Origin of the sequence: Streptomyces griseochromogenes, from assembly GCF_001542625.1 — a bacterium.
GTDB classification, from domain to species: Bacteria; Actinomycetota; Actinomycetes; order Streptomycetales; family Streptomycetaceae; genus Streptomyces; species Streptomyces griseochromogenes.
The window spans coordinates 9,810,791-9,835,053 of sequence record NZ_CP016279.1; the positions used below are offsets into that span (position 1 = coordinate 9,810,791).

Genomic DNA, 24,263 nt, shown 5'->3' on the forward strand with positions numbered 1-24,263 from the left:
TGACCGGCCCGGGGCGCCCTCGGCGTCTTACGGTTACGAGTGCGTGCGCAGCAGCGTCCGCATCGTACGCATCGCCACCGACAGGTTGGCGAGGTCGAAGGAGTCCGAACCGCGGATCTCGTCCAGGGTGGTGCGCGCCCTGCCCAGGATCGCGCCGTTCTTCTGCTCCCAGGCCGTGAACCGCTGCTCGGGCGTCGACGTGCCGTTGCCGGCCGCGAAGACGTCCGCGGTGAGCGCCGCGTGCGCCGCGTACAGGTCCTCGCGGATGGAGGCGCGGGCCATGGACTGCCAGCGGTCCTCGCGGGGCAGCTCGATGATGCGGTCCATCAGCTGCGTGATGTTCAGCCGGTCGGCGAGGTCGTAGTAGATCTCGGCGACGTCCAGCGGCTCCTTGCCCATGCGGTCGGCCACCGAGACGATGTCCAGCGCCGGGAAGGCGGAGGAGAACCCGGCCACGCGGGTGGCCGCCTCGTCCGGGACACCGGCCGCGGACAGCTCGTCGTACACGTGCTGGTACCACTCCAGGTCCGCGCCGCGCAGCAGCTTGGGCAGCTGCTGCCAGACCTGCTCGACCCGCTCGCCGAAGAACTCGACGGTCTCGGCGAGTTCGAGCGGCTGCGGCCGGTTGTTCAGCAGCCAGCGCGTGCCGCGCTCGACCAGACGGCGCGAGTGCAGCCGGATGCGGGTCTGGACGGCCGCGTCGACCTTGTTGTCCAGCTCCTCGACCGCGTCCCACACCGGCGCCGAGCGGAAGATCGCACGGGCCGCGGTCTGGGCGCGGACGATCTCCTCCAGGGAGGCGCCGGTCTCCTCGCGCAGACGGTGCAGATACGTCGTACCGCCCGTGTTGACCGTGTCGTTGACCAGCACGGTCGTGGTGATCTCGCGGCGCAGCGGGTGGCTGTCGACCGCGTCCGCGAACCGCTCGCGCAGCGCCGTCGGGAAGTAGGCGTGCAGCAGGCTGCGCAGGTACGGGTCGTCCGGCAGCGTGGTGTGCAGCAGCTCCTCGGCGACCGTGATCTTCGTGTACGCCAGCAGCACCGCCGTCTCCGGACCGGTCAGGCCCTGGCCCTGGCCGAGGCGCTCGCGGATCTGGCGGTCGGCGGGCAGGAACTCCAGCGCCCGGTCCAGGTGGCCCTCGCGCACCAGGTGGCGGATGAACCGCTGCTGCGCGTGCAGCATGTCCTTGGACTGGAAGAGGGCGTTGGCCAGCGCCGTGTTCTGTGCGTAGTTGTTGCGCAGCACCAGCGCGCCGACCTCGTCGGTCATCTCGGCGAGCAGCTTGTTGCGCTGCTTGACGGTCATGTCGCCGTCCGCGACCAGGCCGTTCAGCAGGATCTTGATGTTCACCTCGTGGTCGGAGGTGTCCACACCTGCGCTGTTGTCGATCGCGTCGGTGTTGATCCCGCCACCGTGCAGCGCGAACTCGATGCGGCCGAGCTGGGTCAGGCCCAGGTTGCCGCCCTCGCCGACGACCTTGACGCGCAGGTCGCGGCCGTCGACGCGGATGGCGTCGTTGGCCTTGTCGCCGACATCGGCGTTGGACTCCGCCGACGACTTCACGTACGTGCCGATGCCGCCGTTCCACAGCAGGTCCACCGGCGCGTGCAGGATCGCCTTCATCAGGTCGGCCGGGGTCATCTTGGAGATCTTCTCCTCGATGCCCAGCGCCTCGCGGATGTGCGCGTTGAGCGGGATCGCCTTGGCGGTGCGCGGGAAGATCCCGCCGCCCGCCGACAGCAGCTCGGTGTTGTAGTCCGCCCAGCTGGAGCGGGGCAGCTCGAACAGACGGCGGCGCTCGGCGTAGGAGGTGGCCGCGTCCGGGGTCGGGTCGATCACGATGTGCCGGTGGTCGAAGGCGGCGACCAGGCGGATGTGCTCGCTGAGCAGCATGCCGTTGCCGAACACGTCACCGGACATGTCACCGATGCCGACGACCGTGAAGTCCTCGGTCTGCGTGTCCACGCCCAGCTCACGGAAGTGCCGCTTGACGGACTCCCAGGCGCCGCGCGCGGTGATACCCATGCCCTTGTGGTCGTAGCCCGCGCTGCCGCCGGAGGCGAAGGCGTCGCCGAGCCAGAAGCTGTACTTGTTCGCGACCTCGTTGGCGATGTCGGAAAACGTCGCGGTGCCCTTGTCGGCCGCGACCACCAGGTAGGTGTCGTCCCCGTCGTGCCGCACCACGTCCTGCGGCGGCACGACCTCGCCGGCCACCATGTTGTCGGTGATGTCGAGCAGCGCCGAGATGAACGTCTTGTAGCTGGCGATGCCCTCGGCCAGCCACGCGTCCCGGTCCACGCTCGGATCCGGCAGCTGCTTGGCGACGAAGCCGCCCTTGGCGCCCACCGGCACGATGACGGTGTTCTTCACCATCTGCGCCTTGACCAGGCCGAGGATCTCCGTGCGGAAGTCCTCACGCCGGTCCGACCAGCGCAGACCGCCGCGCGCGACCTTGCCGAAGCGCAGGTGCACGCCCTCGACGCGCGGCGAGTACACCCAGATCTCGTACGCCGGGCGCGGCGCGGGCAGGTCCGGGATGGCCTGCGGGTCGAACTTCATGGACACGTACTCGTGCGGCCGGCCGGCGGCCGTGTCCTGGAAGAAGTTCGTGCGCAGGGTCGCCTTGATGACGGTCAGGAAGGAGCGCAGGATGCGGTCCTCGTCCAGGCTCGCCACCTGGTCCAGGGCCGCGTCCAGCTCCTCCAGCAGCGCGTCCACGATCTCGAGACCGGCCCGCTGCCGGTCCGGGGACATCCTCGCCTCGAACAGGTTGATGAGGAGCCGGGTGGTGTGGACGTTGTTGCGGAGGGTGTCCTCCATGTAGTCCTGGCTGAAGGTGGAACCGGCCTGCCGCAGGTACTTGGCGTACGCCCGCAGCACCATCGCCTCCCGCCAGTTGAGCCCGGCGCTGAGCACGAGGGCGTTGAAGCCGTCGTTCTCGGCCTCGCCGGTCCAGGTCGCGGCGAAGGCGTCCTGGAACCGCTCACGGGCGTCGTCGCCGAGGAACTCGGCGCTGCCGCCCGGCGCCTTCGGCATGCGCAGGCCGAAGTCGTAGATCCACGCCGTGGAGCGGTCGGCGCAGCGCAGCTCGTACGGCCGCTCATCGGTGACCTCGACGCCGAGCTTGCTCAGCACCGGCAGCACCTGCGAGAGGTAGACCGAGCCGCCCTTCTGGTAGATCTTGAAGCGGCGCTCCCCGGGGGCGGCGCCCACCGGCTCGTACAGACTCAGCGAGAACGTCTTGTCCGCGCCCAGCTGCTCCAGGTGGACCAGGTCGGCGACCGCGAGACGCGGGCTGTGGTCGGCCTTGTAGCCCTCGGGGAAGGCGCTGCCGTACTGGCGCAGCACCTCGGCCGCGTGCTCCTCGCCACACTCGGCGGTCAGCGCCTCCGCGAACGCGTCGGCCCAGGAGCGGGCGGCCTCCACCAGACGGGCCTCGATGCGCTCCTTGCCGGCGTCCGACAGCTCGGGCAGCTCGGTGCCCGGCGGGACCCGGACGACGAAGTGCAGCCGGGACAGGATCGACTCGGTGTTCCACGCGGTGAAGTCGACGCTGATCCCGCCGAGCTCCTCCTTCAGGATGTCGATGATCCGCAGCCGGACACCGGTGGTGTAGCGGTCCCGGGGGAGGTAGACGAGGGCCGAGTAGTAGCGGCCGTACTCGTCCTGGCGCAGGTAGAGCCGGAGCCGGCGGCGTTCCTGCAGGTAGAGGACGCTCGTCACGATGGACTGCAGCTCGGCGACCGGGGTCTGGAACAGCTCGTCGCGCGGGTAGGTCTCCATGATCTGGAGCAGGTCGCGGCCGTCGTGGCTGTTGGGCGAGAACCCGGCGCGCTCCAGGACCTCGTCGCACTTGCGGCGGACCACCGGCACCCGGCGGACCGAATCGGTGTAGGCGGCGGAGGAGAACAGGCCGAGGAAGCGGCGCTCGCCGACGACGTTGCCCTCCGCGTCGAACCTCTTGACGCCGATGTAGTCCAGGTACGACGGCCGGTGCACGGTGGACCGGCTGTTGGCCTTGGTCAGCACGAGCAGCTTGTGCTCGCGGGCCTTGGCGCGGGCGTCGGCCGGGAGCCGCTCGAAGGAGGGGCTGACAGGGTGCTGGTCGTCCGCGGAGTGGTGCGGGTCGGCGCGCAGGATGCCGAGGCCGGTGCCGGGCACGGCGGCGAGCGTGTCGTCGTCGCGCAGCTGGTACTCGCGGAAGCCGAGGAAGGTGAAGTGGTCGGAGGACAACCAGCGCAGCAGCTCGCGGGCCTCCTGGACCTCGGGCCCGGGCAGATCGGCCGGCCGGGGCTCGCTCTCCAGGCCGTCGGCGATCCGGGTCGCCGCGTCCCGCATCTTCTCCCAGTCCTCGACGGCCTCGCGGACGTCCGACAGGACCCGCAGCAGGTCGGCGGAGATCTGCTTCAGGTCGGCCCGGTCGGTCTCCCGGTCGATCTCGACGTGGATCCAGGACTCGATGTGCGCGTCGTGCGGCAGGTCGCTCATGGGCGCGGCAGGCAGCACCTCGATGAGCTTGCCGGTGAGGTCGCGCCGGACGACGATCTGCGGGTGGATGACAACGTGGATGCCACGCCCCTGCCGGGTCAGCTCATTGGTGACCGAGTCGACGAGGAAGGGCATGTCATCGGTGACGACTTCCACGACGGTGTGGCTGCAGGTCCAGCCGTTCTCTTCCACGGTCGGGGTGTGCACCCGGACGTTCGCGGTCCCCTGGGGGCGGTTCTCGGCGAGACGGTAGTGCGAGACAGCGGCGCCGAAGACGTCGTCCGGTTCGCGGTCGGTGAGATCTTCCGGGGCGGTGTGCAGGTAGTAGCGCTGGAGGAACGCGAGCACGGACTCGCTGTCGGGGGTGCCGGCCGTGCCCTCGCCCGTCGTCCCGGTCGGTAGGTGGCCCCCGACCGGGCTGTTCTCAGCTACCCGGGCGGCCCGTTCGAGCAGCTCGGCCTTGGCTTCGTCCAGCTTGGTCTGCATTGTCCTCTGGCTCCTGTCGCGCGCCGTTGCGTGACGTAGAAGGAAGTACGGTCCCTCCCCCTCCGGCATGACGCCACGGCCCAGGGTGTCCGGTCCGTTCCGACGGTATGCCGCAGGGTGAGATGGGCGGGAGGTATTCGGCCATTCTCGGCACGCCCATGGGGTGTGACGCTGCTCTCGGCACCGATGTGCCCCGGGCCGTCCTCGGCGTCCTGGGGGCTTCCGCGCCCCCGTCCCGCCCGCGAAGACCAGCGAACGCAGCCCGGTCACGGAGGTACTCCGTGCAACCCGGGCGCAGGGCAGGAGCAGGATCGCCCCCGCGAGATATCGCGCTGATCACGCCACAAGGCTATCGCTCCCTACCCGGGGCCCGTCATGAGCCGTATGTGTACAAAACAGTGGGGAGAACTTTGACGTTCTGCACAGCGGCGGGAAGGCGGTCGGTGGCGTATCCGGTCGCGGCCGAGGGCCCTGGGCCACACCCTGAAAACGACGGGTCCTCTTGGCAAGCGCGCCCTGAAGAGGCACTTTGCCAGGACAGTGCCCGTCCCCCGCCGAGGGGCCGTGCCCGTGCAGGAGGAGCGACATGCCCGCGAAGATCCTCATCATCACCGGCGACGCAGCGGAGTCCCTGGAAGTCCTCTACCCCTACCAGCGCCTACGCGAGGAGGGCTACGACGTCCATATCGCGGCCCCCACCCGCAAGACCCTCCGGTTCGTCGTCCACGACTTCGAACCCGGTTACGACACCTACACCGAGAAGCCCGGCTACACCTGGCCGGCCGACCTCGCCTTCTCCGAGGTCGACCCCGGCCAGTACGCGGCCCTCGTCATCCCCGGCGGCCGGGCACCCGAGTACCTGCGCAACGACCCCGAACTGCGCAAGATCCTCAAGGCGTTCTTCGACGCGGACAAGCCCGTCGCCCAGATCTGCCACGGTCCCCTGCTCACCGCCGCGATCGACAGTCTGCGCGGCCGCCGGGTGACCGCCTACCCCGCCCTGGAACTCGACATGCAGGCGGCCGGAGCGCACTTCGAGGACGCCGAGGCAGTGGTCGACGGCACCCTGATCTCGTCCCGCGCGTGGCCGGATCATCCGGCGTGGATGCGTGAGTTCCTGACGGTGCTGCGGGCGAAGGCACCGGTGAGCTGAGCCGAGCTGCGCGGCTGCGGGCGCCCGTGCGCCGTTGGGCTGCGGGCCGTTGGGCGGCTGCGGGTGCGCGGGGGCTGGTCGCGCAGTTCCCCGCGGCGCCCCTGGGGAGCTGCGGTCCCGTCGGCTTCGCAGCCACCGCAGCCACCGCGGCTGCGGGCAGCACAGGGCACCTCCGCCCGCGGCTAAGCCGCTATTCGCTGCGCCTCCGCCACCGCCTCGGCCAACGAATCCACCACCGGCACCCCGACCTCCTCCAGGCTGACCCGGCTGTGCGAACCCCCGGTGTACAGCACGGCCCGCGCCCCCACGTGGCGCGCCGCGACCGCATCGTCCGAGGCGTCGCCGATCACCACGGTCCGCGCGGCCTCCACCGACCCGCTCAGCGCCTCCAGATGCCGCACCATGTGCTCGGCCTTGCTGCCGCCGGACGGCCCCGTACGCCCGTCGACCCGCACGAAGTGACCCTCGATCCCGAAGCCGCGCACCAGCGGCACCAGCTCCTCGTGCCCGTACATGCTCAGCAGCGACTGGCTGTGCCCCGCCGACCGCCACCCCGCGAGCAGCTCGGCCGCCCCCTCGGTCAGCCCGCAGCGGACCCGGTGCTCCGCGTAGTACCGGTGGAAGACCTCGTCCATCTGCTTCCACTCGGCATCCGTCGGAAGCCGGCCGAGCAGCCGCTCGTAGAACTTCGGCACCGGCACGCAGTACAGCGCCCGGTACTCCTCCAGCGTGATCGGCGCCAGCCCCAGCTCGGCGAAGGCCGCGTTCGTCGCCCCGATGATCGCGTCATTGTCGTGGAACAGTGTCCCGTTCCAGTCCCAGACAATGTGCGCTCCTGCGTGCATCCCCATGCCGAAAACCGTACCCGCCGCCACTGACAATCACGGCAGATCCGGCCAGGGCTCGGTCAGACCAGGTTGGGAATCTCCTGCGTGGCGTACCACAGCAGCTCGTGATCGTCGGCCCCGTCCACGACGAACTGCGCGTCGTCGTCCCCGCCGTCGGCCGACTCCAGCGCCTGAGCCGCCGCGGCGACGTCCGCCTCCGCGTCATCGGCGTCGACATGCACCGCGGCCGCCTTCGCGAGCGCCACCGTGCCGGCCACCGTCACCTCGCCGAGCGCGCCCGGGTCGAGCCCGCGGTCCGGGTCGGCCGTCGCAGCGCGGTCCGGCACGTCGACGGCGACCACGACCCGGCGCCGTACGGCATCCGGGTCGGCCGCCAGCAGCCGCAGCGAGGCCTGCGCGGCCCGGCTGAGCGCCGCGTACTCCAGCTCCTCGATGTCGTCGGAGAGGTACCACTCGCGCAGCGCGGGCGTGACGGCGTACGCGACGAAGGGCCCGGTCCCCAGCTCGCCCGTCTTGTGCGCCTCGGCGAGCCCGGGGAGGGTCAGGGGGACGTAGACGCGCATGGCTGGCCGCTCTTTCCTGGTCAAAGGCTCCGCTGAGGCCCCGGGGAGGGCGGCTGACGCGTCTCCCGACGGGTCTTCAGGATACGTGCGGCTGTCCCCTTTCGGGTCCCCTCCCACATCCCCGGCCGCGTCCACCCCGCGCCCCTCACCTCACCCGGTCCCGCCGCTTGCCCATGGGGTTTCCGGGGTCCCGCATGACTCGGATAGGTGAACATTTTCGCCCCCTCACGGCCTGCCCAGCCTTCCTTGCGCGGCCCGTCCGCACCCCCGTACAAGATCCCCACCAGCGAGTTACCGCCCGGTACGTTCCGGGCCCGCCGAACGGGGACCCCCATGAACAAGGTCATGAGCCGCACTCCTCACGCCCGCCCGCGCCACCGCCCGCCGACCCGCCACGACTCCCGCCGCCCCGGCGGCGCCCCGCCCCGCAACCCCGTCAGGGGCAGGGCCGCCACGACGCCGCAGACGGCCGTGGGACACCCGCGCCCCACCGACCTCTTCGCCGACCGCCTGCTGGCCGTCCTGAGCGGTCAGCGCCCCGTCCACTGGATGCTCCGGCACACCGTCGGCCGCGCCTACGACGACCTCGCCCGCCTCGCCGAACGCAGCCCCCTGCGCACCCACGGCCCCCGCCCCGTCGTCCGCGACATCGGGTACTACGTCCCCCGCGTCGGCGCCCTGGAGGTCTTCGCCCGCATCTCCGCCGGCGACCGCCTGCGCGCCATGGCCTTCCGCCTGGAACGAGGCGAGGACCACCGCTGGCGCTGCACAGCGGTGGAACTGGGCGGCCCGAGGCCACCCCACGCACCCGAGGACGACTGAGCCCGACACGAAGCCCCTGGTCAGCTGTGCGCAGCCATGCTGCCTCAGCAGCGGGCAGTCGTGCCTCCCCCAGTGCCTCAAGGACCTGGAGGCACCCCTCAGGCGCGGGCAAGCGAGCCAACCCCCGCCCAGCACCACGCACCCAGGCCGTACGCACCGAGGCAGTACCGCCGTACCCAAGCCGAAGGGCCGGGTCCCCAAAGGAGACCCGGCCCTTCACAAAGGCTGAAGCACCGCCGGCTACTTCTTGCGGCGCCGCCCGCCCTTCGCCTGCCGACGACGCTCGGCCCGCGTCAGCCCGTCCGACTCGGACCGCACAGGCTCCTCGTCCTCGAGGTCGCGCTCCACGATGCCGCCCTCACCGTCCACGGTGGGCGCGGAGAAGTGCAGATCCCGCCGCTGCGGAACATCCAGCCCCTTGGCCCGGATCTCCGGACGCGCGCCCGCCTGCGCCGGCACCGTGTCCTGGACGGCGCCCTCCGCCACCGGCTGGGCCTCCTCGACCGGGACCTCCTCGACCTGCTGCTCGACCTGGACCTCCAGGTTGAACAGGTAGCCGACGGACTCCTCCTTGATGCCCTCCATCATCGCGGTGAACATGTCGAAGCCCTCGCGCTGGTACTCGACCAGCGGGTCCTTCTGCGCCATCGCGCGCAGGCCGATGCCCTCCTGGAGGTAGTCCATCTCGTAGAGGTGCTCACGCCACTTGCGGTCGAGGACCGACAGCACGACCCGGCGCTCCAGCTCCCGCATGATCTCGGAGCCGAGCTGCGCCTCACGGGCGGCGTACTGCTCGTGGATGTCGTCCTTGATGGACTCGCAGATGAACTCGGCGGTGAGACCGGCCCGGTCACCTGCCGCCTCCTCAAGCTCCTCGACGGTGACCTTCACCGGGTAGAGCTGCTTGAAGGCGCCCCACAGCCGGTCCAGGTCCCAGTCCTCGGGGAAGCCCTCGGCGGTCTCCGCACCGACGTACGCGTCGATCGTGTCGTCCGTGAAGTGCTGCACCTGCTCGTGCAGGTCCTCGCCCTCCAGAACGCGGCGGCGCTCGCCGTAGATGACCTCGCGCTGCCGGTTGAGCACCTCGTCGTACTTCAGAACATTCTTACGGGTCTCGAAGTTCTGCTGCTCGACCTGCGACTGCGCGGACGCGATCGCGCGCGTGACCATCTTGTTCTCGATCGGCACATCGTCCGGCACGTTCGCCATCGACATCACGCGCTCGACCATCTGGGCCTTGAAGAGCCGCATCAGGTCGTCACCGAGGGAGAGGTAGAAACGGGACTCGCCCGGGTCGCCCTGACGGCCGGAACGACCGCGCAGCTGGTTGTCGATACGCCGCGACTCGTGCCGCTCGGTGCCCAGGACGTAGAGGCCGCCGAGGTCCTTGACCTCCTCGAACTCCGCCTTGACCGCCTGCTCGGCCTTCTGCAGGGCGGCGGGCAGGGCGTGCGCCCACTCCTCGATGTGCTCCTCGGGGTCGAGGCCACGCTGGCGCAGCTCCGCCTCGGCGAGGTCCTCGGGGTTGCCGCCGAGCTTGATGTCCGTACCGCGGCCGGCCATGTTGGTGGCCACCGTCACGGCGCCCCTGCGGCCGGCCTGGGCGACGATCGACGCCTCGCGCTCATGGTGCTTGGCGTTGAGCACCTCGTGCTGGATGCCGCGCTTGCTGAGCTGCTGGGACAGGTACTCCGACTTCTCGACGGACGTCGTACCGACGAGGATCGGCTGGCCCTTCTCGTGCTTCTCGGCGATGTCGTCGACGACCGCCTCGAACTTGGCCACCTCGGTGCGGTAGATCAGGTCCGACTGATCCTTGCGGACCATCGGCTTGTTCGTCGGGATCGGGACCACGCCGAGCTTGTAGATCTGGTGGAACTCGGCGGCCTCGGTCATCGCCGTACCGGTCATGCCGGAGAGTTTGCCGTAGAGGCGGAAGAAGTTCTGCAGGGTGATCGTGGCGAGCGTCTGGTTCTCGTCCTTGATGTCCACCCCTTCCTTCGCCTCGATCGCCTGGTGCATGCCCTCGTTGTAGCGGCGGCCGGCGAGGATACGGCCGGTGTGCTCATCGACGATCATGACCTCGCCGTCGATGACGACGTAGTCCTTGTCCTTCTTGAAGAGTTCCTTGGCCTTGATGGCGTTGTTCAGGTAGCCCACGAGCGGGGTGTTCACCGACTCGTAGAGGTTGTCGATGCCCAGCCAGTCCTCGACCTTGGAGACACCGCCCTCGTGGATGGCGACCGTGCGCTTCTTCTCGTCGACGTCGTAGTCGCCGGTCTCCTCGACGCCCTTGAGGGGGTTGCCCGCCTCGCCCTTCTTCAGGCGCGTGACCAGCTTGGCGAAGTCGCCGTACCACTTGGTGGCCTGGTCGGCCGGGCCGGAGATGATCAGCGGCGTACGGGCCTCGTCGACCAGGATGGAGTCGACCTCGTCGACGATGGCGAAGTTGTGGCCGCGCTGCACCAGCTCGTCCTGCGACCACGCCATGTTGTCACGCAGGTAGTCGAAGCCGAACTCGTTGTTCGTGCCGTACGTGATGTCGCACTCGTACTGCTCGCGGCGCTGGGCCGGCGTCATGTTGGCCAGGATGCAGCCGACGCTCAGGCCCAGGAACTTGTGGACGCGGCCCATCATCTCGGAGTCGCGCTCGGCCAGGTAGTCGTTGACCGTGACGATGTGGACGCCGTCGCCGGAAAGGGCGTTCAGATACGCGGGCAGGGTGCCGACGAGGGTCTTGCCCTCACCGGTCTTCATCTCGGCGACATAGCCGAGGTGGAGGGCGGCGCCGCCCATCAGCTGCACGTCGTAGTGACGCTGGCCGAGGGCGCGCTTGGCGGCCTCGCGGACGGTGGCGAACGCCTCGGGGAGCAGGTCGTCCAGGCTCTCACCGTCGGCGTACCGCTGCTTGTACTCCTCGGTGAGAGCCCGCAGCTCGGCGTCGGAGAGGTCGACGAAGTCCTCTTCGATGGAGTTGACCTGGTCCGCGATGCGGTGCAGCTTGCGCAGGATCTTGCCTTCGCCTGCACGCATGATCTTCGAGAGGACGGACACGGGGGCTGGTCTCCTTGCCGGTCGGGCCTGGGACGGTCGGTTTTCCTTTGACTTACTGAGCAACGGCCATCGTATGCGAGGACACTGCCGTGCCGGGAGGCCTGGCGGCCCCACGGCTGCTTCACCCTGGACAACGGACGGGCCCTGCGGATGGTGCCGCCCCGCGACAAGGAATTGCGCGAAATGTGATCACGCGCTCACATACCGCGAAAAACGCTGGCATGGCGGGGCCGCCCGCACAGAATCGGCCGATGGAACCCGTCACACTCCCCACCGACCGACTCCTGCTGCGTACCGTCGGCCCCGACGACACCGAGGCGGTCTTCGAGGCCGCCCAGGACCCGAACATACAGCGCTGGATCCCCGCGTTCCCCTCTCCCTACCTATGGGAGCACGCCGAGAGTTTCGTCGGGCAGCTCGCGCCCGACGGCTGGGCGGGCGACTCGATGTACACCTTCGGCGTGTTCCTTCCCACAGAAGAGCTGGTGGGGATGCTCGGCATCACGATGCGCGCGCTGGGTGTCGGCGAGGTCGGTTTCTGGGCCGTCAAGGAGCACCGCGGCCGCGGCTACATCACCGAGGCCGCCCTCGCCGCCTCCCGCTGGGCCTTCACCGCGCTGTCCGTCGACCGCCTGGAGTGGCGGGCCGAGGTCGGCAACGGCCCCTCGCGCGCGGTGGCGGAGCGGGTCGGCTTCACCGTCGAGGGCACCCTGCGCGCGGGCGTGAACAACAAGGGGGTCCGCCGGGACTGCTGGGTGGGTTCCCTGCTCCCCTCGGACCTGGGCCTGCCGTCGACGGCACCGTACCTGCCCGCGCGCGCTTGAGCCCGGCCGGGCGAAAGCGCAGGTCAGCCCGCATTGTCAGTGCGGCCCTCTATCGTCCGACGCATGACGACCCTTCCGCGCCCCACCGTCACCCTCACCGCGGACGACGCCCGCCGCATCGCCCTGCGGGCCCAGGGCTTCCTCGGCGCACCCGACCGGAGGGGCGGTGTCCGCGGGGTGCTCCGCCATCTCGGCGCGGTCCAGCTGGACACCATCTCGGTCCTCGCCCGTTCCCACGAACTCGTCCCGTACGCGCGTCTGGGCGCGGTCGGACGCAAGACCGTCGAGGCCGCGTACTGGAACCCCGCATCCGTGGGCGCGTCTCCGGCACAACCGCACGCCTTCGAGTACTGGTCGCACGCGGCCTGCATCCTGCCGGTCGAGGAGTGGCCCCATTTCGCCTTCCGCCGCCGTGCCTACCGCGGCCGCCCACACTGGAACCACCAGCTGCCCGACGGGGCCTACGACCAGGTCGTCAAGCAGTTGCGCGCGGAAGGCCCGCTGACGGCCACGGAACTGGGCGGCGCGAAGAAGACCAGCGAGTGGTGGGACTGGTCCGGCACCAAGGTCGCCGTGGAGCGCGCCCTGATGTACGGCGAGGTGGTGTGTGTCGAGCGGCGCGGCTGGAAGCGGGTGTACGACCTGGCCGAGCGCGCCATCCCGGACGCGCTGCTGCACGACGAGCTGGACGACACCGAGTGCCTGCGCCGTCTGGTCCGGCTGGCCGGTGAGTCCCTGGGCGTCGGCACGCGCGCGGACATCGCCGACTACCACCGCCTCAAGGGCGAGCAGGTCGACGCGGTCATCGCGGATACGGGCCTGGTGCCGGTCGAGGTCGAGGGCTGGGGCAAGCCGGCCTGGGCGGACCCGGCGTCTCTCGCGTCCTCGCCGCGCGGCCGGCACCGCACCACACTGCTGTCCCCGTTCGACTCACTGATCTGGGAGCGGGCCCGCACGGAGCGGATCTTCGGCTTCACCCACCGCCTGGAGGCCTACGTCCCCAAGCCCAAGCGGGTCCACGGCTACTTCGCGATGCCCGTGCTGGCGGGCGGGCAGCTGGTCGGCCGTGTCGACCCGGCACGCGAGGGCAGCACGCTGGTGGCCAAGCAGGTCACCCTGGACGGCCCGAAGGCGGTCCCGGCGGTGGCACAGGCCCTGGTCGAGGCGGCGACGTGGGTGAACTGCTCGGACGTCCGCGTGGAGCGCGTGGACAGCCCCGAACTCCGCGAGCCCCTCACCAGGGAGCTCGCCCGCGCCCTCGTCTAGCCGGCTAGCGGATCTCGAGGATCTTCTCCCGCATCGCGTAGACCACCGCCTCCATCCTGGAGTGCAGCTGCAGCTTCTCCAGGATGTTGCGGACGTGGTTCTTCACGGTGTTCTCGGAGATGAACAACTCCTTGGCGATGTCGCGGTTGTTCATCCCCGTGGCGACGAGCTTGAGGACCTCCAGCTCGCGGTCGGTCAGCCGCGGTGCGGGCACCAGCCGGCGTTCGTCGGTGCGCTGGATCATCGACTTGAACTCGGTGAGGAGTTTGGACGCCATGGACGGGCTGATCTGCGACTGCCCGTCGGCCACCGCGCGAATGGCGGTGGCCACCTCGTCCGTCGAGATCTCCTTGAGGAGATATCCGGTGGCGCCCGCCTTGATCGCGTCGTAGAGGTCGGCCTCTTCGTCGCTGATCGTCAGCATGATGATCTTCGCGCTGGGGGCGACCTCCTTGATGGAGGTGCAGGCCTCGATCCCGCCGCGCTTGGGCATCCGCACGTCCATCAGCACGATGTCGGGCAGCAGATCCGCGGCCTTGTCGACGGCCTCGGCGCCGTCGCCCGCCTCGCCGACGACCTGGATGTCCTCCTCGGCCGCGAGCACGATCTCCAGGCCACGACGGAAGAGGGCATGGTCGTCCACCACCAGGACCCTGATCGGCTCCTTGCGTGCGGGGCCCGGATCCGGGCCCATGCCGATGACACCGTCGTCGGCATCCGCGTCTCGCATCGGTCCGAAGGTGTCCGCCATCGTTCCTCCCCCTGAAGGCTGTGGCCTGTTGTCCTGTGCCATCGCCAACCCAAGGCTGCGGCCCACCGGTTGGGCCGGTGCGGCCATGATTTCATGCCCGGACGTCGCTGCGGTGACGTGCGGGGCGTGAAGTGGTCGCACACCGGTGCCCCTGGGGGCGCACACGCTCTCCAGGGGCACCGGCTCGGCATCAGGCCGGACGGGTCAGCCGCCCAGCGTGCCCCCCGCCGTGGGGGACTGCGCCTCGGCGACCATCATTTCCGTGCTCAGGTGGATGACGCCGTAGTCGTAGGCGTGTCGCCGGTAGACGACGCTCGGTTCCTTGGTCTCGGAGTCGACGAACAAGTAGAAGTCGTGGCCGACCAGTTCCATCTCGTAGAGCGCCTGGTCGAGGCTCATCGGGGAGGCGACGTGCGTCTTCTCGCGGACGATCAGGGGCCCCTCGCCCTTGACCTCCAGCGAGCCGATCCTCTTGGTCGGCACTCCGTCCGTCTCCTCATCGTGGACGGGAAGGCCGTTGCCGTTGAGCGTCGCCGCGCCCGGGACGTGGTCGGGAACCTCGGCGGCTGAAATCCGGCGTGCGCCGCGGCGCGAGAAACGCTTGTCGTGCTGCTTGCGCAGCCGGGCGTCCAACTTCTCCGCCGCCAGGTCGAGTGCCGCGTACGGATCACTGGCCGCTGCCTCCGCCCGGATCACCGGACCGCGGGAGCGGAGCGTGATCTCCACTCGGTCACAACGGTCGGCCTGACGAGGGTTGGGCTCCTTGGACACCTCGACGTCGAGGCTGATCACCTTGCCGTCGAGCTTCTGGATCTTCTCCAGCTTCAGCTTCTCGGCCACGTGCTTGCGGAACCGCTCGGGCACCTCGGTCTTGCGGCCCTTGACGACGATGTCCACGCAGAACTCCGTTCCCGGATCGCTCCGCTCCATCGGCGGAGCATCTCCCTTTTGCACCAGGCTCCGGTGAGCGCCGGAACCTCGGACTCGGTGACTTCCACCTCCTCCTCCCCCATGGGCAAGATCTCCACCCCGGTGGCGCCGGCGATTGCGGAAAACCCGCGCCACGGCATTCGGATATGAGAGGTGTGGCCTGCGCCTTTCCTCACAACCGAACATATCTCGCCCGGACGGATGTCGTCACCCTCTACTGCGGCGTACCTCCGTTCAGGTGAATTGAACCTCTCTCTACCTGCAACGACGCAGGTTCGCCCTCAGTTCCTGTTTATTTCGAAAGAATCCCTGGGACCGGCGACCACGGCTGCATGAAGCGCCTCTCCGGCGGCATTCGGTGCCACGTTTTCCGGTGCACGATGCACCCACTTCCAGCGCTCCTCCCGTGCTCCGGTCCGTCGTTCTCCCCTTCCTTCCCGAGTTGTGGCTTCGTACACAGCCACTCCCCCATCGGAGTGCGATACGGCCGCTTCCCGCAGGGCTCGCGCCGCCTCCGCGAGGCTCGCCCCCGTGGTGATCAGGTCGTCGACCAGGACGACCCGGCCCCCGGTGAGCAGCCGGGCGCCGCCCGCCGTCACCTCCAGTGCGCCCGCCAGGTTCGCCAGGCGCCGGCGTGCGTCGAGCCCCGACTGGTCCGCCACGGCCCGCCGCTGCCGCAGCACCGCGGCCACCCGGGCAGGTGTCCCGGTGCGCCGCAGCTCCCCGGCCGCCGCGAGCGCCATCCGCCGCACCGGATCGTGCCCGCGCGCCCGCACGGCCCACCGAGCGGAGGGCACGGGGACCAGCAGCACGCTCCCGAGCCTCCCCGGCCCCGCCTGCCCGTCACCGCGCCCGGCCCGACCGAGACCCCCGCGGACCGCTCCCGCCAGGGCCGCGCCCAGGGCTCCCGTGAGCGCCAGGGCGCCTCGTTCCTTGTGGGCGAGGAGGAGCTCGCGTACCTGCAGCGCGTAGGGAGCCGCCGCGTGCACCACCGGCAGCCCTGGCGGCTCCGGCACCGGCCGCACCCGCCGCGGCACGGCTCCGCCCAGGGCGCCGCGGCACCGCGGGCAGAGCACCGTACGAGGTGCCCCGCAGCCTGCGCATTCGGCCGACAGCACCAGGTCGGTGAGGTCCTGCCACCACCCCCGCATGCACACCACTGTGCCAAGGTCCGGGATCCCCGGCCACCCCTGTGGAAAACGCCCTGTGGACAACCGGGAGCGACGCTCGCCGCTCGTCACTTCGAGGAGTGGCGGCCGTGGGAAGTCCGGTCCGGACAGGCAGCTCCAGCCTCAGTCAGAGCAGCCCCAGGCAGCCGGCGGCCGCATGCGCGGCCCAGACGGCACCGGCAGCGGCCAGGTGCCCGGTCCGAGGCAGCCGTACCCTCGGCCCGGACGGGCCGGGGCAGCCTGTTCTCAGCCCGGACAGGCCGGAGCAGCCCTGTCCTCAGCCCGGATAGACCGGCGCCGTCCCGTCCTTGTCCACCTTCTGCCACTGCGCCCCGGACGGCAGCCGTACGATCCCGTCGTCCTTCGAGTAGGCGACCAGCGGCACCCGTTCGTCCTCGGACGAGGCGATCCCCTTCACGCCCGAGAGGGCGGCGGGCGCCGGGCCGTCCAGAGTGGAGCCGTCGACCTGGACATACCGCATCTGGTGCACGCCCCCCTGTTCGAGGCCGGCCACGACCAGTCGGCTGTCCCCGGCCCAGGACATGGTGGTGACCTGCTCCAGATCGGGGGCGGCCGACCGCAGTTCGACGACGGCGGGGCTTTCCCCCGACGTGCTCCCGCGCTCGATCCGTCCGATCAGCAGGGACTCCTTGTCGTCCTTCTCCACGACCAGCGCGACCCGCACGCCGTCGGCTGCCACCCGCACCTCCTGAACGCGTCCGGGCAGGTCCGGGAGGCTGACCTGCACCGGCTTGCCGGCGCCCTGCCGCAGGACGTACAGCTTCGGATCACGACGGTCGCGGTCGGCCACCCACAGGTCGCCGCTGGCGTCCCAACTCGGCGTGGTCAGCCGGTCGTCCGGGGTCGCCCCCCGGCTGCTGACCACCGCGTCCCCGAGCGAACCGCCCGACGCCAGCGAGGCCACGTACAGCGACTTGCCGTCGGCGCCGACCCCGGCCACGGTGTGTTCGTCCCGGGAGACGGCCACCGACTGCAGCTCCTTGCCGCCCTCCTCGCCCAGGGGACCCGGCACCGGAACGGCACTGGTCCCCGAACTCCCGGTCGGCAACCGCACCAGCCGGTGCTTGCCGTCGAGGAAGTAGAGGAACTCGGGGGTCTGTGCCGAGGCGTGCCAGGCGGCGGACTCGGCGCGCTCCGCGGTCAGGTCGCACAGCCGGTGCTTGCCGGGCCCCTGCAGCTCGACCGACTCCAGCGTCGGCGTCAGGTTCCGCAGCGTGAACAGCAACTGGGTCGCCATCTCCGTGCACTGGGCCGGCCCGATCCGGGAGACCTTGCCGCTCAGCGGCACCGTCAGTCCGTTCTGGTCGTCCGGCGCCAGTCCCGACTCGCCCTTCTGCAGGGCCGTACCGGTCGGGAAGCCGGACCTGACCACCGGCCCGAGCCACTTGGTGGGCCCGGCCAGGAGCGACCGCACCACCTGCGTCATCGGGTCCACCTTGCTGCGCACGAACACCGGGTCGGCGACCGCCACCGGCTGCCCGGTCGGACCGGCCTTCGTGCCGGAGGCGAAGTAGTACTTGTTGACGGAGGTGTAGTTGCGCTGGAAGTCCGACTTGCCCATGACGACGCCCTGGGGCAGCGCGTCGATGCGCCACTGCCCGCTCTTGGCGTCCTTGATGAGATGCACCTTCGTGCGGTACGCCCCGGTGTCGGGCGCGTACGCCTGCTGGGTGTCGACGGTGGCCACCCGGCTGCCCGTCAGGGCGTAGGTGAGGCTGTCGATCGGCTCCCGGCCGCCCGGCTGCGGGCCGGGCACGACGCTAGGCCCGTTCGCGAGCACGGTGGCCGACTCCTCAGGCCGCCAGGTGCGGGCCGCGTCGGTGGTCAGGTACTTGCGGGCCGTGTCGTACTGCGGATCGTCGCTGGTCAGTGCCTCCAGGAAGCCCTGCATGATCTCGCTGGGCTGGGCGTCGTCGGCGGGCGGCATGGCGAACACCCGCACCCCGGTGTCCTGCCGCGGCGTGGACTCGACGTCCCGCAGATCCCCGCTGTCGGGCATCGAGGCGCACCCGGCCAGCAGAACGACCCCGCAGACGGCGTAGGCCACCGCGCGCCCGGACCGGTGCCGGACGCCCCCCTCGCGGTCAGCGCCCACGAAATGCCTCCCCTGGCTCGGTCGAGTCGTCCGGACCTGCCGGATCCGGACGGCCCGCGTGTGTGTCGGGTGCCGGACCGGCCGTGGAGCCGTCGTCGGGGCGCCGCGCCCCGCCGGGGGGCCTGGGCACCACGCGCGCGCCGTTGCCATGACCGGGCAGGGCGGTCGGATCCGCGGCGGGCGTGACGGCGGCGAGACGCGACGTCATCGGGCTGCGCGGCGGCAGCGGCGGCACCTGACCGCCGCCGGGCTGCACCGGAACGGTCGCCCGCTTCTCCGTCCCGCCGGGCAGGCCCGCTTCGTCGAGTCCGCGGTTGCGCCGCGAGTCCTTGGGCTCCAGCGGTATCGGCGAGCCCCGCAGCGGCTCGTCCGCTGTACGCGGCAGCGTCAGCCGGAACTGCGAGCCGCCGCCCGGCTCGCCCCAGGCCTGCAGCCAGCCACCGTGCAGCCGGGCGTCCTCCAGGGCGATCGACAGCCCGAGGCCCGTACCGCCGGTGGTACGCGCGCGTGCCGGGTCGGCCCGCCAGAAGCGGCTGAAGACGCGGGTGGCCTCGCCGGGCTTGAGTCCGACGCCGTAGTCGCGCACCGCGACGGCGACCGCGCCGCCCGCGGCGGCGAGCTTGACGATGACGTCCTTGCCCTCGCCGTGTTCGACGGCGTTGACGACGAGGTTGCGCAGCACGCGCTCCACGCGCCGGGCGTCGGCCTCGGCGACGACGGGCTGCTGATCGCCGAGGACGCGTATGTGCGTGCCCTTGCGCTCGGCGAGCGGCTCGGCCCCGGTCACCACTCGCCGCACGACGTCCCTGAGGTCTATCGGCTCGGCCTCCAGGGCCGCCGCGCCCGCGTCGAAGCGGCTGATCTCCAGCAGATCCGCGAGCAGCGACTCGAACCGGTCCAGCTGGTCGGCGAGCAGCTCCGCCGACCTGGCGGTGACCGGGTCGAAGTCCTCGCGGGCCTCGTGGATGACGTCGGCGGCCATCCGTACGGTCGTCAGCGGCGTGCGCAGCTCGTGCGAGACGTCGGAGACGAACCTGCGCTGCATCCGTGACAGGTCCTCCAGCTGCTGGATCTTCAGCTGGAGGTTCTGCGCCATCTTGTTGAAGGCCTCGCCCAGGCGCGCGATGTCGTCCTCGCCGGTGACCTTCATCCGCTCCTGGAGCCGTCCCGCGGACAGCCGCTCGGCGATGCCGGCCGCCATCCGGACCGGCGTGACGACCTGCCGCACCACCAGCCAGGCGATCGCGCCGAGCAGGACGACGACGAAGAGCCCGGCGGTGGCGAGCGTGCCCTTGACCAGGCTCAGGGACTTCTCCTCCTGCGTGAGCGGGAAGAGGTAGTACAGCTCGTAGGGGCGGCCGTTGGGGTCGTTGACCTGCTTGCCGATGACCAGCGCAGGCTGGGATTCCTTGCCGTTGTAGTAAGTGATCCGGGTGTAGCTCTGGGCGGCCGTCGTACTGCTGTTGATCCGGTCGCGCAGGTCGCCGGGCACGCTGGCGGACGGGTTGACGTTCCCGGAGCCGCGCGGGCTGCGCCCGCCGCCGCTGTCGTCGCCCACGGGCAGCGTCACCACGTCGAAGGCGCCCGCGCCGCCGCTGGAGAGCGACTCCACGAGGTCGCTCATCCACGGGATGACGTTCTGCGACTGCCGTCCGTCGGTGTCGGTACTGCCGTCGCCGGTGCCGCTTGCCGTGCCCGCGCCGCTGGCAGCCTCGTCGGCCTTCTGCTTGGCCACGGCGAACCCGCCGGTGGCCTGGCTCTGCGACGCCCTCACCTTCGCGTCCAGCAGGCCGTTGCGCACCTGGCCGATCACGACGAAGCCCAGCAGCAGGACGACACCCAGTGACATCAGCAGGGTCGTGGCGACGACCCGGAGCTGGATGTTGCGCCGCCACAGCCGCATGACGGGCAGCAGCGGCCGGCGCACCCAGCGCATGAACAGCCGAAGGACCGGGCTGCCCCGGAATCCTCCTTGCAGCAGCCCGCCCTCGAAGAAGCGTCCCCAGTGCGAACCCGTCGACGTCCGGCCGACAGACCGCCCCGGACGGTTCCCGGACCGGCCGGGAGCCGAAGCGGCGCTGTCCCCGGACATGTCAGCTCGGTCCGGCCTTGTAACCGACACCACGGACGGTCACCACGATCTCCGGCCGCTCCGGGTCCTTCTCGACCTTGGAGCGCAGCCGCTGGACGTGCACGTTGACGAGCCGCGTGTCCGCGGCGTGGCGATAGCCCCACACCTGCTCGAGCAGCACCTCACGCGTGAACACCTGCCACGGCTTGCGTGCGAGCGCGACCAGCAGGTCGAACTCGAGCGGGGTCAGCGCGATCGACTGCCCGTCCCGCTTCACCGAGTGCCCGGCCACGTCGATCACCAGGTCGCCGATGGTGAGCTGCTCCGGCGCCGGCTCCTCCGACCTCCTGAGCCGCGCCCGGATCCGGGCCACCAGCTCCTTGGGCTTGAACGGCTTCACGATGTAGTCGTCGGCGCCCGACTCCAGGCCCACGACGACGTCGACGGTGTCGCTCTTGGCCGTGAGCATCACGATCGGCACCCCGGACTCCGCCCTGATCAGGCGGCACACCTCGATGCCGTCCCGGCCGGGCAGCATCAGGTCGAGCAGCACCAGATCGGGCTTGGTCTCACGGAAAGCGGCCAGCGCCTTGTCGCCGTCGGCTACGAAAGACGGCTCAAAACCTTCACCACGCAGCACAATGCCGAGCATCTCGGCCAGTGCGGTGTCGTCGTCGACGACAAGGACTCGTCCCTTCATAAACGACATCATCCCATTCTCGTAACAGTGACAGAGGCGCTGGTGAGCGAGGTCACTGGCCGGTGACGATAGTCGTACGGGCCCGTCACTGTCTGCCCCTGTCCGCCCACGTCGATGTCGGTCACCGATGTCAGCTCGGCATCGGCGAAGCCGCGCCTGCCCGGTCACGTCTGCCCGGACCTGGTCCGGTAGATCGAGTACCCAGGCGGGGACGGCCCTGGAACCCCTTGGCCTGCGCCCGTCGCTCGGCCGCACCGACCGAGCTGCGGCCCTGGATGTCATGGCTCCTCTGCCTGCGCATCACCGCAGGCAGAGGGGCCCTTTCCGGCGAGGGCGCGGCATCAGCCGATCGTCGCCCGGCCTGACCTGGCGCACAGCTCCGCGAGAGCCCCGGCCGTCACGGGGGACACCGCGCCCTCCTCGGTGACGATCGCCGTCACCAGCTCGGGCGGCGTCACGTCGAACGCCGGGTTGTACGCCTGGGTCCCCAGAGGTGCCACCGGAATCCCGTCTCCCGCTCCCGCCACCGGCACCTGGGGTGCTCTCACCTCGGTCACCTCAAAGCCGGGGCGCTGCTCGACCTCGATGGACGCGCCGTCCGGTGTCTGTGCATCGACCGTCGTCAGCGGCGCCACCACGATGAACGGCACATGGTGATACCGCGCGAGCACCGCGAGCGGGTAGCTCCCCACCTTGTTCGCCACCGAACCGTCGGCCGCGATCCGGTCCGCGCCTATCAGCACCGCGTCCACCTCACCCGCCGCGAACAGCGAACCGGCCGCGTTGTCGGTGAGCAGGGTGTAGGCCATGCCGTGCCGGGCCGCCTCGTACGCCGTCAGGCGAGCACCTTGCAGCAACGGACGTGTCTCATCGACCCACAGCCGGCGCAACTGCCCTGCCCTGTGCGCGGCGAGAGCCACCGCGAGCGCCGTCCCCTCCCCGCCCGACACCAGCGATCCGGTGTTGCAGTGGGTCAGGATCCGATGCCCACCGCCCGGTAGCAGCTCGTCCAGCAGCGTCAGGCCATGGGCAGCCATCCGGGCGCTGGCCTCGGCGTCCTCCTGGTGCAGCGTGCGTGCCGCCGCCAGCGCGGCCGTCGCCGCCGCGGCGGGGTCGCCGGTCTTGGTGAGCGCCGTGCGATAGGCGGACGAAGCCTTGTGCACGCCCACCGAGAGATTCACCGCGGTGGGCCGGGCGCCTTCGAGGGCCCGTGCGGCCTCCTCGACGTCGAAGCCCCGTACGGCGGCGAGCGCGACGCCGTACGCCCCCGCGATCCCGAGCAGCGGCGCCCCTCGCACCGCGAGCGAACGGATCGCCTCCACCAGCGCAGGCGCATCCGTGCAGACCAGTTCGACCTCTTCGGCCGGGAGCCTCGTCTGGTCGAGAAGGACCAGCACGGGGCCTTCGGGTGGTTCCTCCCATCGGATCACAGGTATCTCGGTCGGCCGCTTGTCCTCGCGGAGTTGCGCGTACTGATCAGCCATGCGGTCAGTCTGCCCCGGATTCCGCGGACAATTGAAGGAGTGCAGCCCTTACCGCGGCCGGTCACGCGATGACCACCCCATGGCACGATGTCTGCCAACCTGCCGCCGCGACCGCGGACGGGCACCGTGAAGGAGCTTCGATGACAGACACTCCGGGCTGGGCCTCGCCCGGATCCGCCCCGTCGTCCGACGGGCGGGAACCCGGCGCGTCCGGCCCCGCCGAACCCGCCGACCGCCCTGGCCCCACCGGCCCCGCCGAGCCCGTTGCACAGCCTGGCGCGGACTCGCAGGGCCCAGGCGCGAAATGGTCCAAGGAGCAGCCGCCACCCAGCCAGTGGTCCGCGCCCACGGGCCCCCCGAGCCCGGTCCAGGCCCCACCGCCCCCACCGCCCGGACCGGGTTGGGGCGGCCGGCCCCCCGGTGGCCATGGCGGCCCCGGTGGCTATGGCGGCCCCGGCGGCTATGGCGGCGGCCCGTACGGCGGTCCTCCGGGCGGCTACGGGGCCTGGGGCGGCGGCTGGGGCGGCCCCCCGCCCGCGGCCAAGCCCGGCGTCATCCCGCTGCGCCCGCTCGGCGTCGGCGAGATCCTCGACGGCGCTGTCTCCACCATGCGCACCCACTGGCGCACGGTCCTCGGCATCTCGCTGACGGTCGCGGCCCTCACCGAGCTCAGTGTGATCCTCCTGCAGGGCTTCTTCCTGAACGACCTCGTCACCACCAAGGCTCCTCTCAACGATCCGAGCACCACCCCGGACGACGTGTTCCGTGCCATGGGTGAGGCCCTGATCGGCACGGGCGTCGTCGTACTGATCTCCGTGATCGGCACCATCATCGCGACCGCACTGCTGACGACGGTCACCAGCCGCGCGGTGCTCGGCAAGCCGGTCAGCGCCAAGGAAGCCTGGCGGGACGCCCGCCCGCAGGTCCCGAAACTGTTCGGCCTGCTCTTCCTGTTGGGCCTCATCTCGTTCGGCGTGCTGCTCGGCGGCGCGGTGCCCGGCATCGTCGTGGCGGTCGCCGGCGGCAACGGCGCTGTCGTCGCAGGACTGCTCGCGCTCGGCGTCCTCGGCGCCGCCGTCGTCATGGCCTGGCTGATGGTCCGCTTCTCGCTCGCGTCGCCCGCGCTGATGCTGGAGCGGCAGAGCATCGTGAAGTCGATGAGCCGCTCCGCGAAGCTGGTGCACGGCTCCTGGTGGCGCGTCCTCGGCATCCAACTGCTCGCCGGGCTCATCGCCAACATCGTCTCGTCGCTCGTCGTGATCCCCTTCACCCTGATCGGGGCCGCGGTCAGCGGCGACGGCGTGGCGGGCCTCTTCGGCACCCAGAGCCAGCACGCCAGCTGGTCCTTCCTGATCATCAGCGGAATCGGCGCCGTGATCGGTTCCATGATCACGCTCCCGATCAACGCGGGCGTCATCGTGCTCCTGTACATCGACCAGCGCATCCGCCGCGAGGCCCTCGACCTCGAACTGGCCCGCGCCGCCGGTGTCCAGAGCTACGACGCAAGCGCCCCCGGCCCCGTCCCGGGGAGCTGATGC

The 24,263-nt window shown here is 70.7% G+C and carries 16 protein-coding genes; 5 read left to right on the plus strand and 11 right to left on the minus strand.

What is annotated here, in order from left to right; genetic code table 11:
* Window positions 1–33: 33 nt before the first annotated feature.
* Window positions 34–4,974, minus strand: coding sequence for an NAD-glutamate dehydrogenase (locus tag AVL59_RS42725; RefSeq protein ID WP_067315133.1), 4,941 nt, complete (start codon window positions 4,972–4,974; stop codon window positions 34–36).
* 586 nt (window positions 4,975–5,560) lie between these two features.
* Here AVL59_RS42725 and AVL59_RS42730 point away from each other — a divergent pair.
* The gene (locus tag AVL59_RS42730; protein WP_067315135.1) at window positions 5,561–6,127 is read left to right on the plus strand and encodes a DJ-1/PfpI family protein; all 567 of its coding nucleotides are present in this window, start codon (window positions 5,561–5,563) and stop codon (window positions 6,125–6,127) included.
* Window positions 6,128–6,309: 182 nt separating this feature from the next.
* Here the strand turns inward: AVL59_RS42730 and AVL59_RS42735 are convergent, their stop codons facing one another.
* Both AVL59_RS42735 and AVL59_RS42740 read right to left on the minus strand, forming a co-directional pair.
* Window positions 6,310–6,978 (minus strand): HAD family hydrolase, encoded by a 669-nt coding sequence (locus tag AVL59_RS42735; protein WP_067315137.1) that lies wholly within the window; start codon window positions 6,976–6,978, stop codon window positions 6,310–6,312.
* A gap of 56 nt (window positions 6,979–7,034) precedes the next feature.
* Window positions 7,035–7,538, minus strand: a complete 504-nt coding sequence (locus AVL59_RS42740) for a DUF6912 family protein (RefSeq protein ID WP_067315139.1) — start codon at window positions 7,536–7,538, stop codon at window positions 7,035–7,037.
* 333 nt (window positions 7,539–7,871) lie between these two features.
* Between AVL59_RS42740 and AVL59_RS42745 the strand changes: the two genes are divergently transcribed.
* Entirely contained in the window at window positions 7,872–8,360 is a 489-nt protein-coding gene (locus AVL59_RS42745) for an Rv3235 family protein (RefSeq protein WP_067315141.1), read from the plus strand.
* A gap of 240 nt (window positions 8,361–8,600) precedes the next feature.
* On the opposite strand, the gene secA is transcribed toward AVL59_RS42745, so the two are convergent.
* Window positions 8,601–11,414, minus strand: a complete 2,814-nt coding sequence (gene secA / locus AVL59_RS42750; RefSeq protein ID WP_067315143.1) for a preprotein translocase subunit SecA — start codon at window positions 11,412–11,414, stop codon at window positions 8,601–8,603.
* A gap of 251 nt (window positions 11,415–11,665) precedes the next feature.
* Here secA and AVL59_RS42755 point away from each other — a divergent pair, with 251 nt between their 5' ends.
* Together AVL59_RS42755 and AVL59_RS42760 are read left to right on the plus strand one after the other, a co-directional pair.
* Entirely contained in the window at window positions 11,666–12,238 is a 573-nt protein-coding gene (locus AVL59_RS42755; protein WP_067315144.1) for a GNAT family N-acetyltransferase, read from the plus strand.
* Between the two features lie 63 nt (window positions 12,239–12,301).
* The gene (locus AVL59_RS42760) at window positions 12,302–13,504 is read left to right on the plus strand and encodes a winged helix-turn-helix domain-containing protein (RefSeq protein ID WP_067315146.1); all 1,203 of its coding nucleotides are present in this window, start codon (window positions 12,302–12,304) and stop codon (window positions 13,502–13,504) included.
* Between the two features lie 4 nt (window positions 13,505–13,508).
* Here the strand turns inward: AVL59_RS42760 and AVL59_RS42765 are convergent, their stop codons facing one another.
* The 7 genes from AVL59_RS42765 to mtnA form a co-directional block, all read right to left on the minus strand.
* Complete coding sequence (locus tag AVL59_RS42765) at window positions 13,509–14,255, minus strand: response regulator (RefSeq protein ID WP_067315147.1); 747 nt, start codon at window positions 14,253–14,255, stop codon at window positions 13,509–13,511.
* A 204-nt stretch (window positions 14,256–14,459) separates the two neighbouring features.
* The gene (gene hpf, locus AVL59_RS42770; protein ID WP_372450434.1) at window positions 14,460–15,152 is read right to left on the minus strand and encodes a ribosome hibernation-promoting factor, HPF/YfiA family; all 693 of its coding nucleotides are present in this window, start codon (window positions 15,150–15,152) and stop codon (window positions 14,460–14,462) included.
* Between the two features lie 314 nt (window positions 15,153–15,466).
* On the minus strand, window positions 15,467–16,336 hold the full coding sequence (locus AVL59_RS42775; protein ID WP_067315151.1) for a ComF family protein: 870 nt from the start codon (window positions 16,334–16,336) through the stop codon (window positions 15,467–15,469).
* 295 nt (window positions 16,337–16,631) lie between these two features.
* Complete coding sequence (locus AVL59_RS42780; RefSeq protein WP_237281813.1) at window positions 16,632–18,470, minus strand: LpqB family beta-propeller domain-containing protein; 1,839 nt, start codon at window positions 18,468–18,470, stop codon at window positions 16,632–16,634.
* Window positions 18,460–20,562, minus strand: coding sequence for an MtrAB system histidine kinase MtrB (gene mtrB / locus AVL59_RS42785; protein WP_167549316.1), 2,103 nt, complete (start codon window positions 20,560–20,562; stop codon window positions 18,460–18,462). Before mtrB ends, AVL59_RS42780 begins: the two co-directional genes overlap by 11 nt.
* A 1-nt stretch (window position 20,563) precedes the next feature.
* The gene (gene mtrA / locus AVL59_RS42790) at window positions 20,564–21,253 is read right to left on the minus strand and encodes a two-component system response regulator MtrA (protein ID WP_191870552.1); all 690 of its coding nucleotides are present in this window, start codon (window positions 21,251–21,253) and stop codon (window positions 20,564–20,566) included.
* A gap of 329 nt (window positions 21,254–21,582) precedes the next feature.
* The gene (mtnA, locus tag AVL59_RS42795) at window positions 21,583–22,725 is read right to left on the minus strand and encodes an S-methyl-5-thioribose-1-phosphate isomerase (RefSeq protein WP_067315155.1); all 1,143 of its coding nucleotides are present in this window, start codon (window positions 22,723–22,725) and stop codon (window positions 21,583–21,585) included.
* Window positions 22,726–22,865: 140 nt separating this feature from the next.
* Between mtnA and AVL59_RS42800 the strand changes: the two genes are divergently transcribed.
* Window positions 22,866–24,260 carry a DUF7847 domain-containing protein gene (locus tag AVL59_RS42800; protein WP_067315157.1) on the plus strand — a complete coding sequence of 465 codons (1,395 nt, stop codon included), beginning with the start codon at window positions 22,866–22,868 and terminating at the stop codon, window positions 24,258–24,260.
* Window positions 24,261–24,263: the final 3 nt, after the last annotated feature.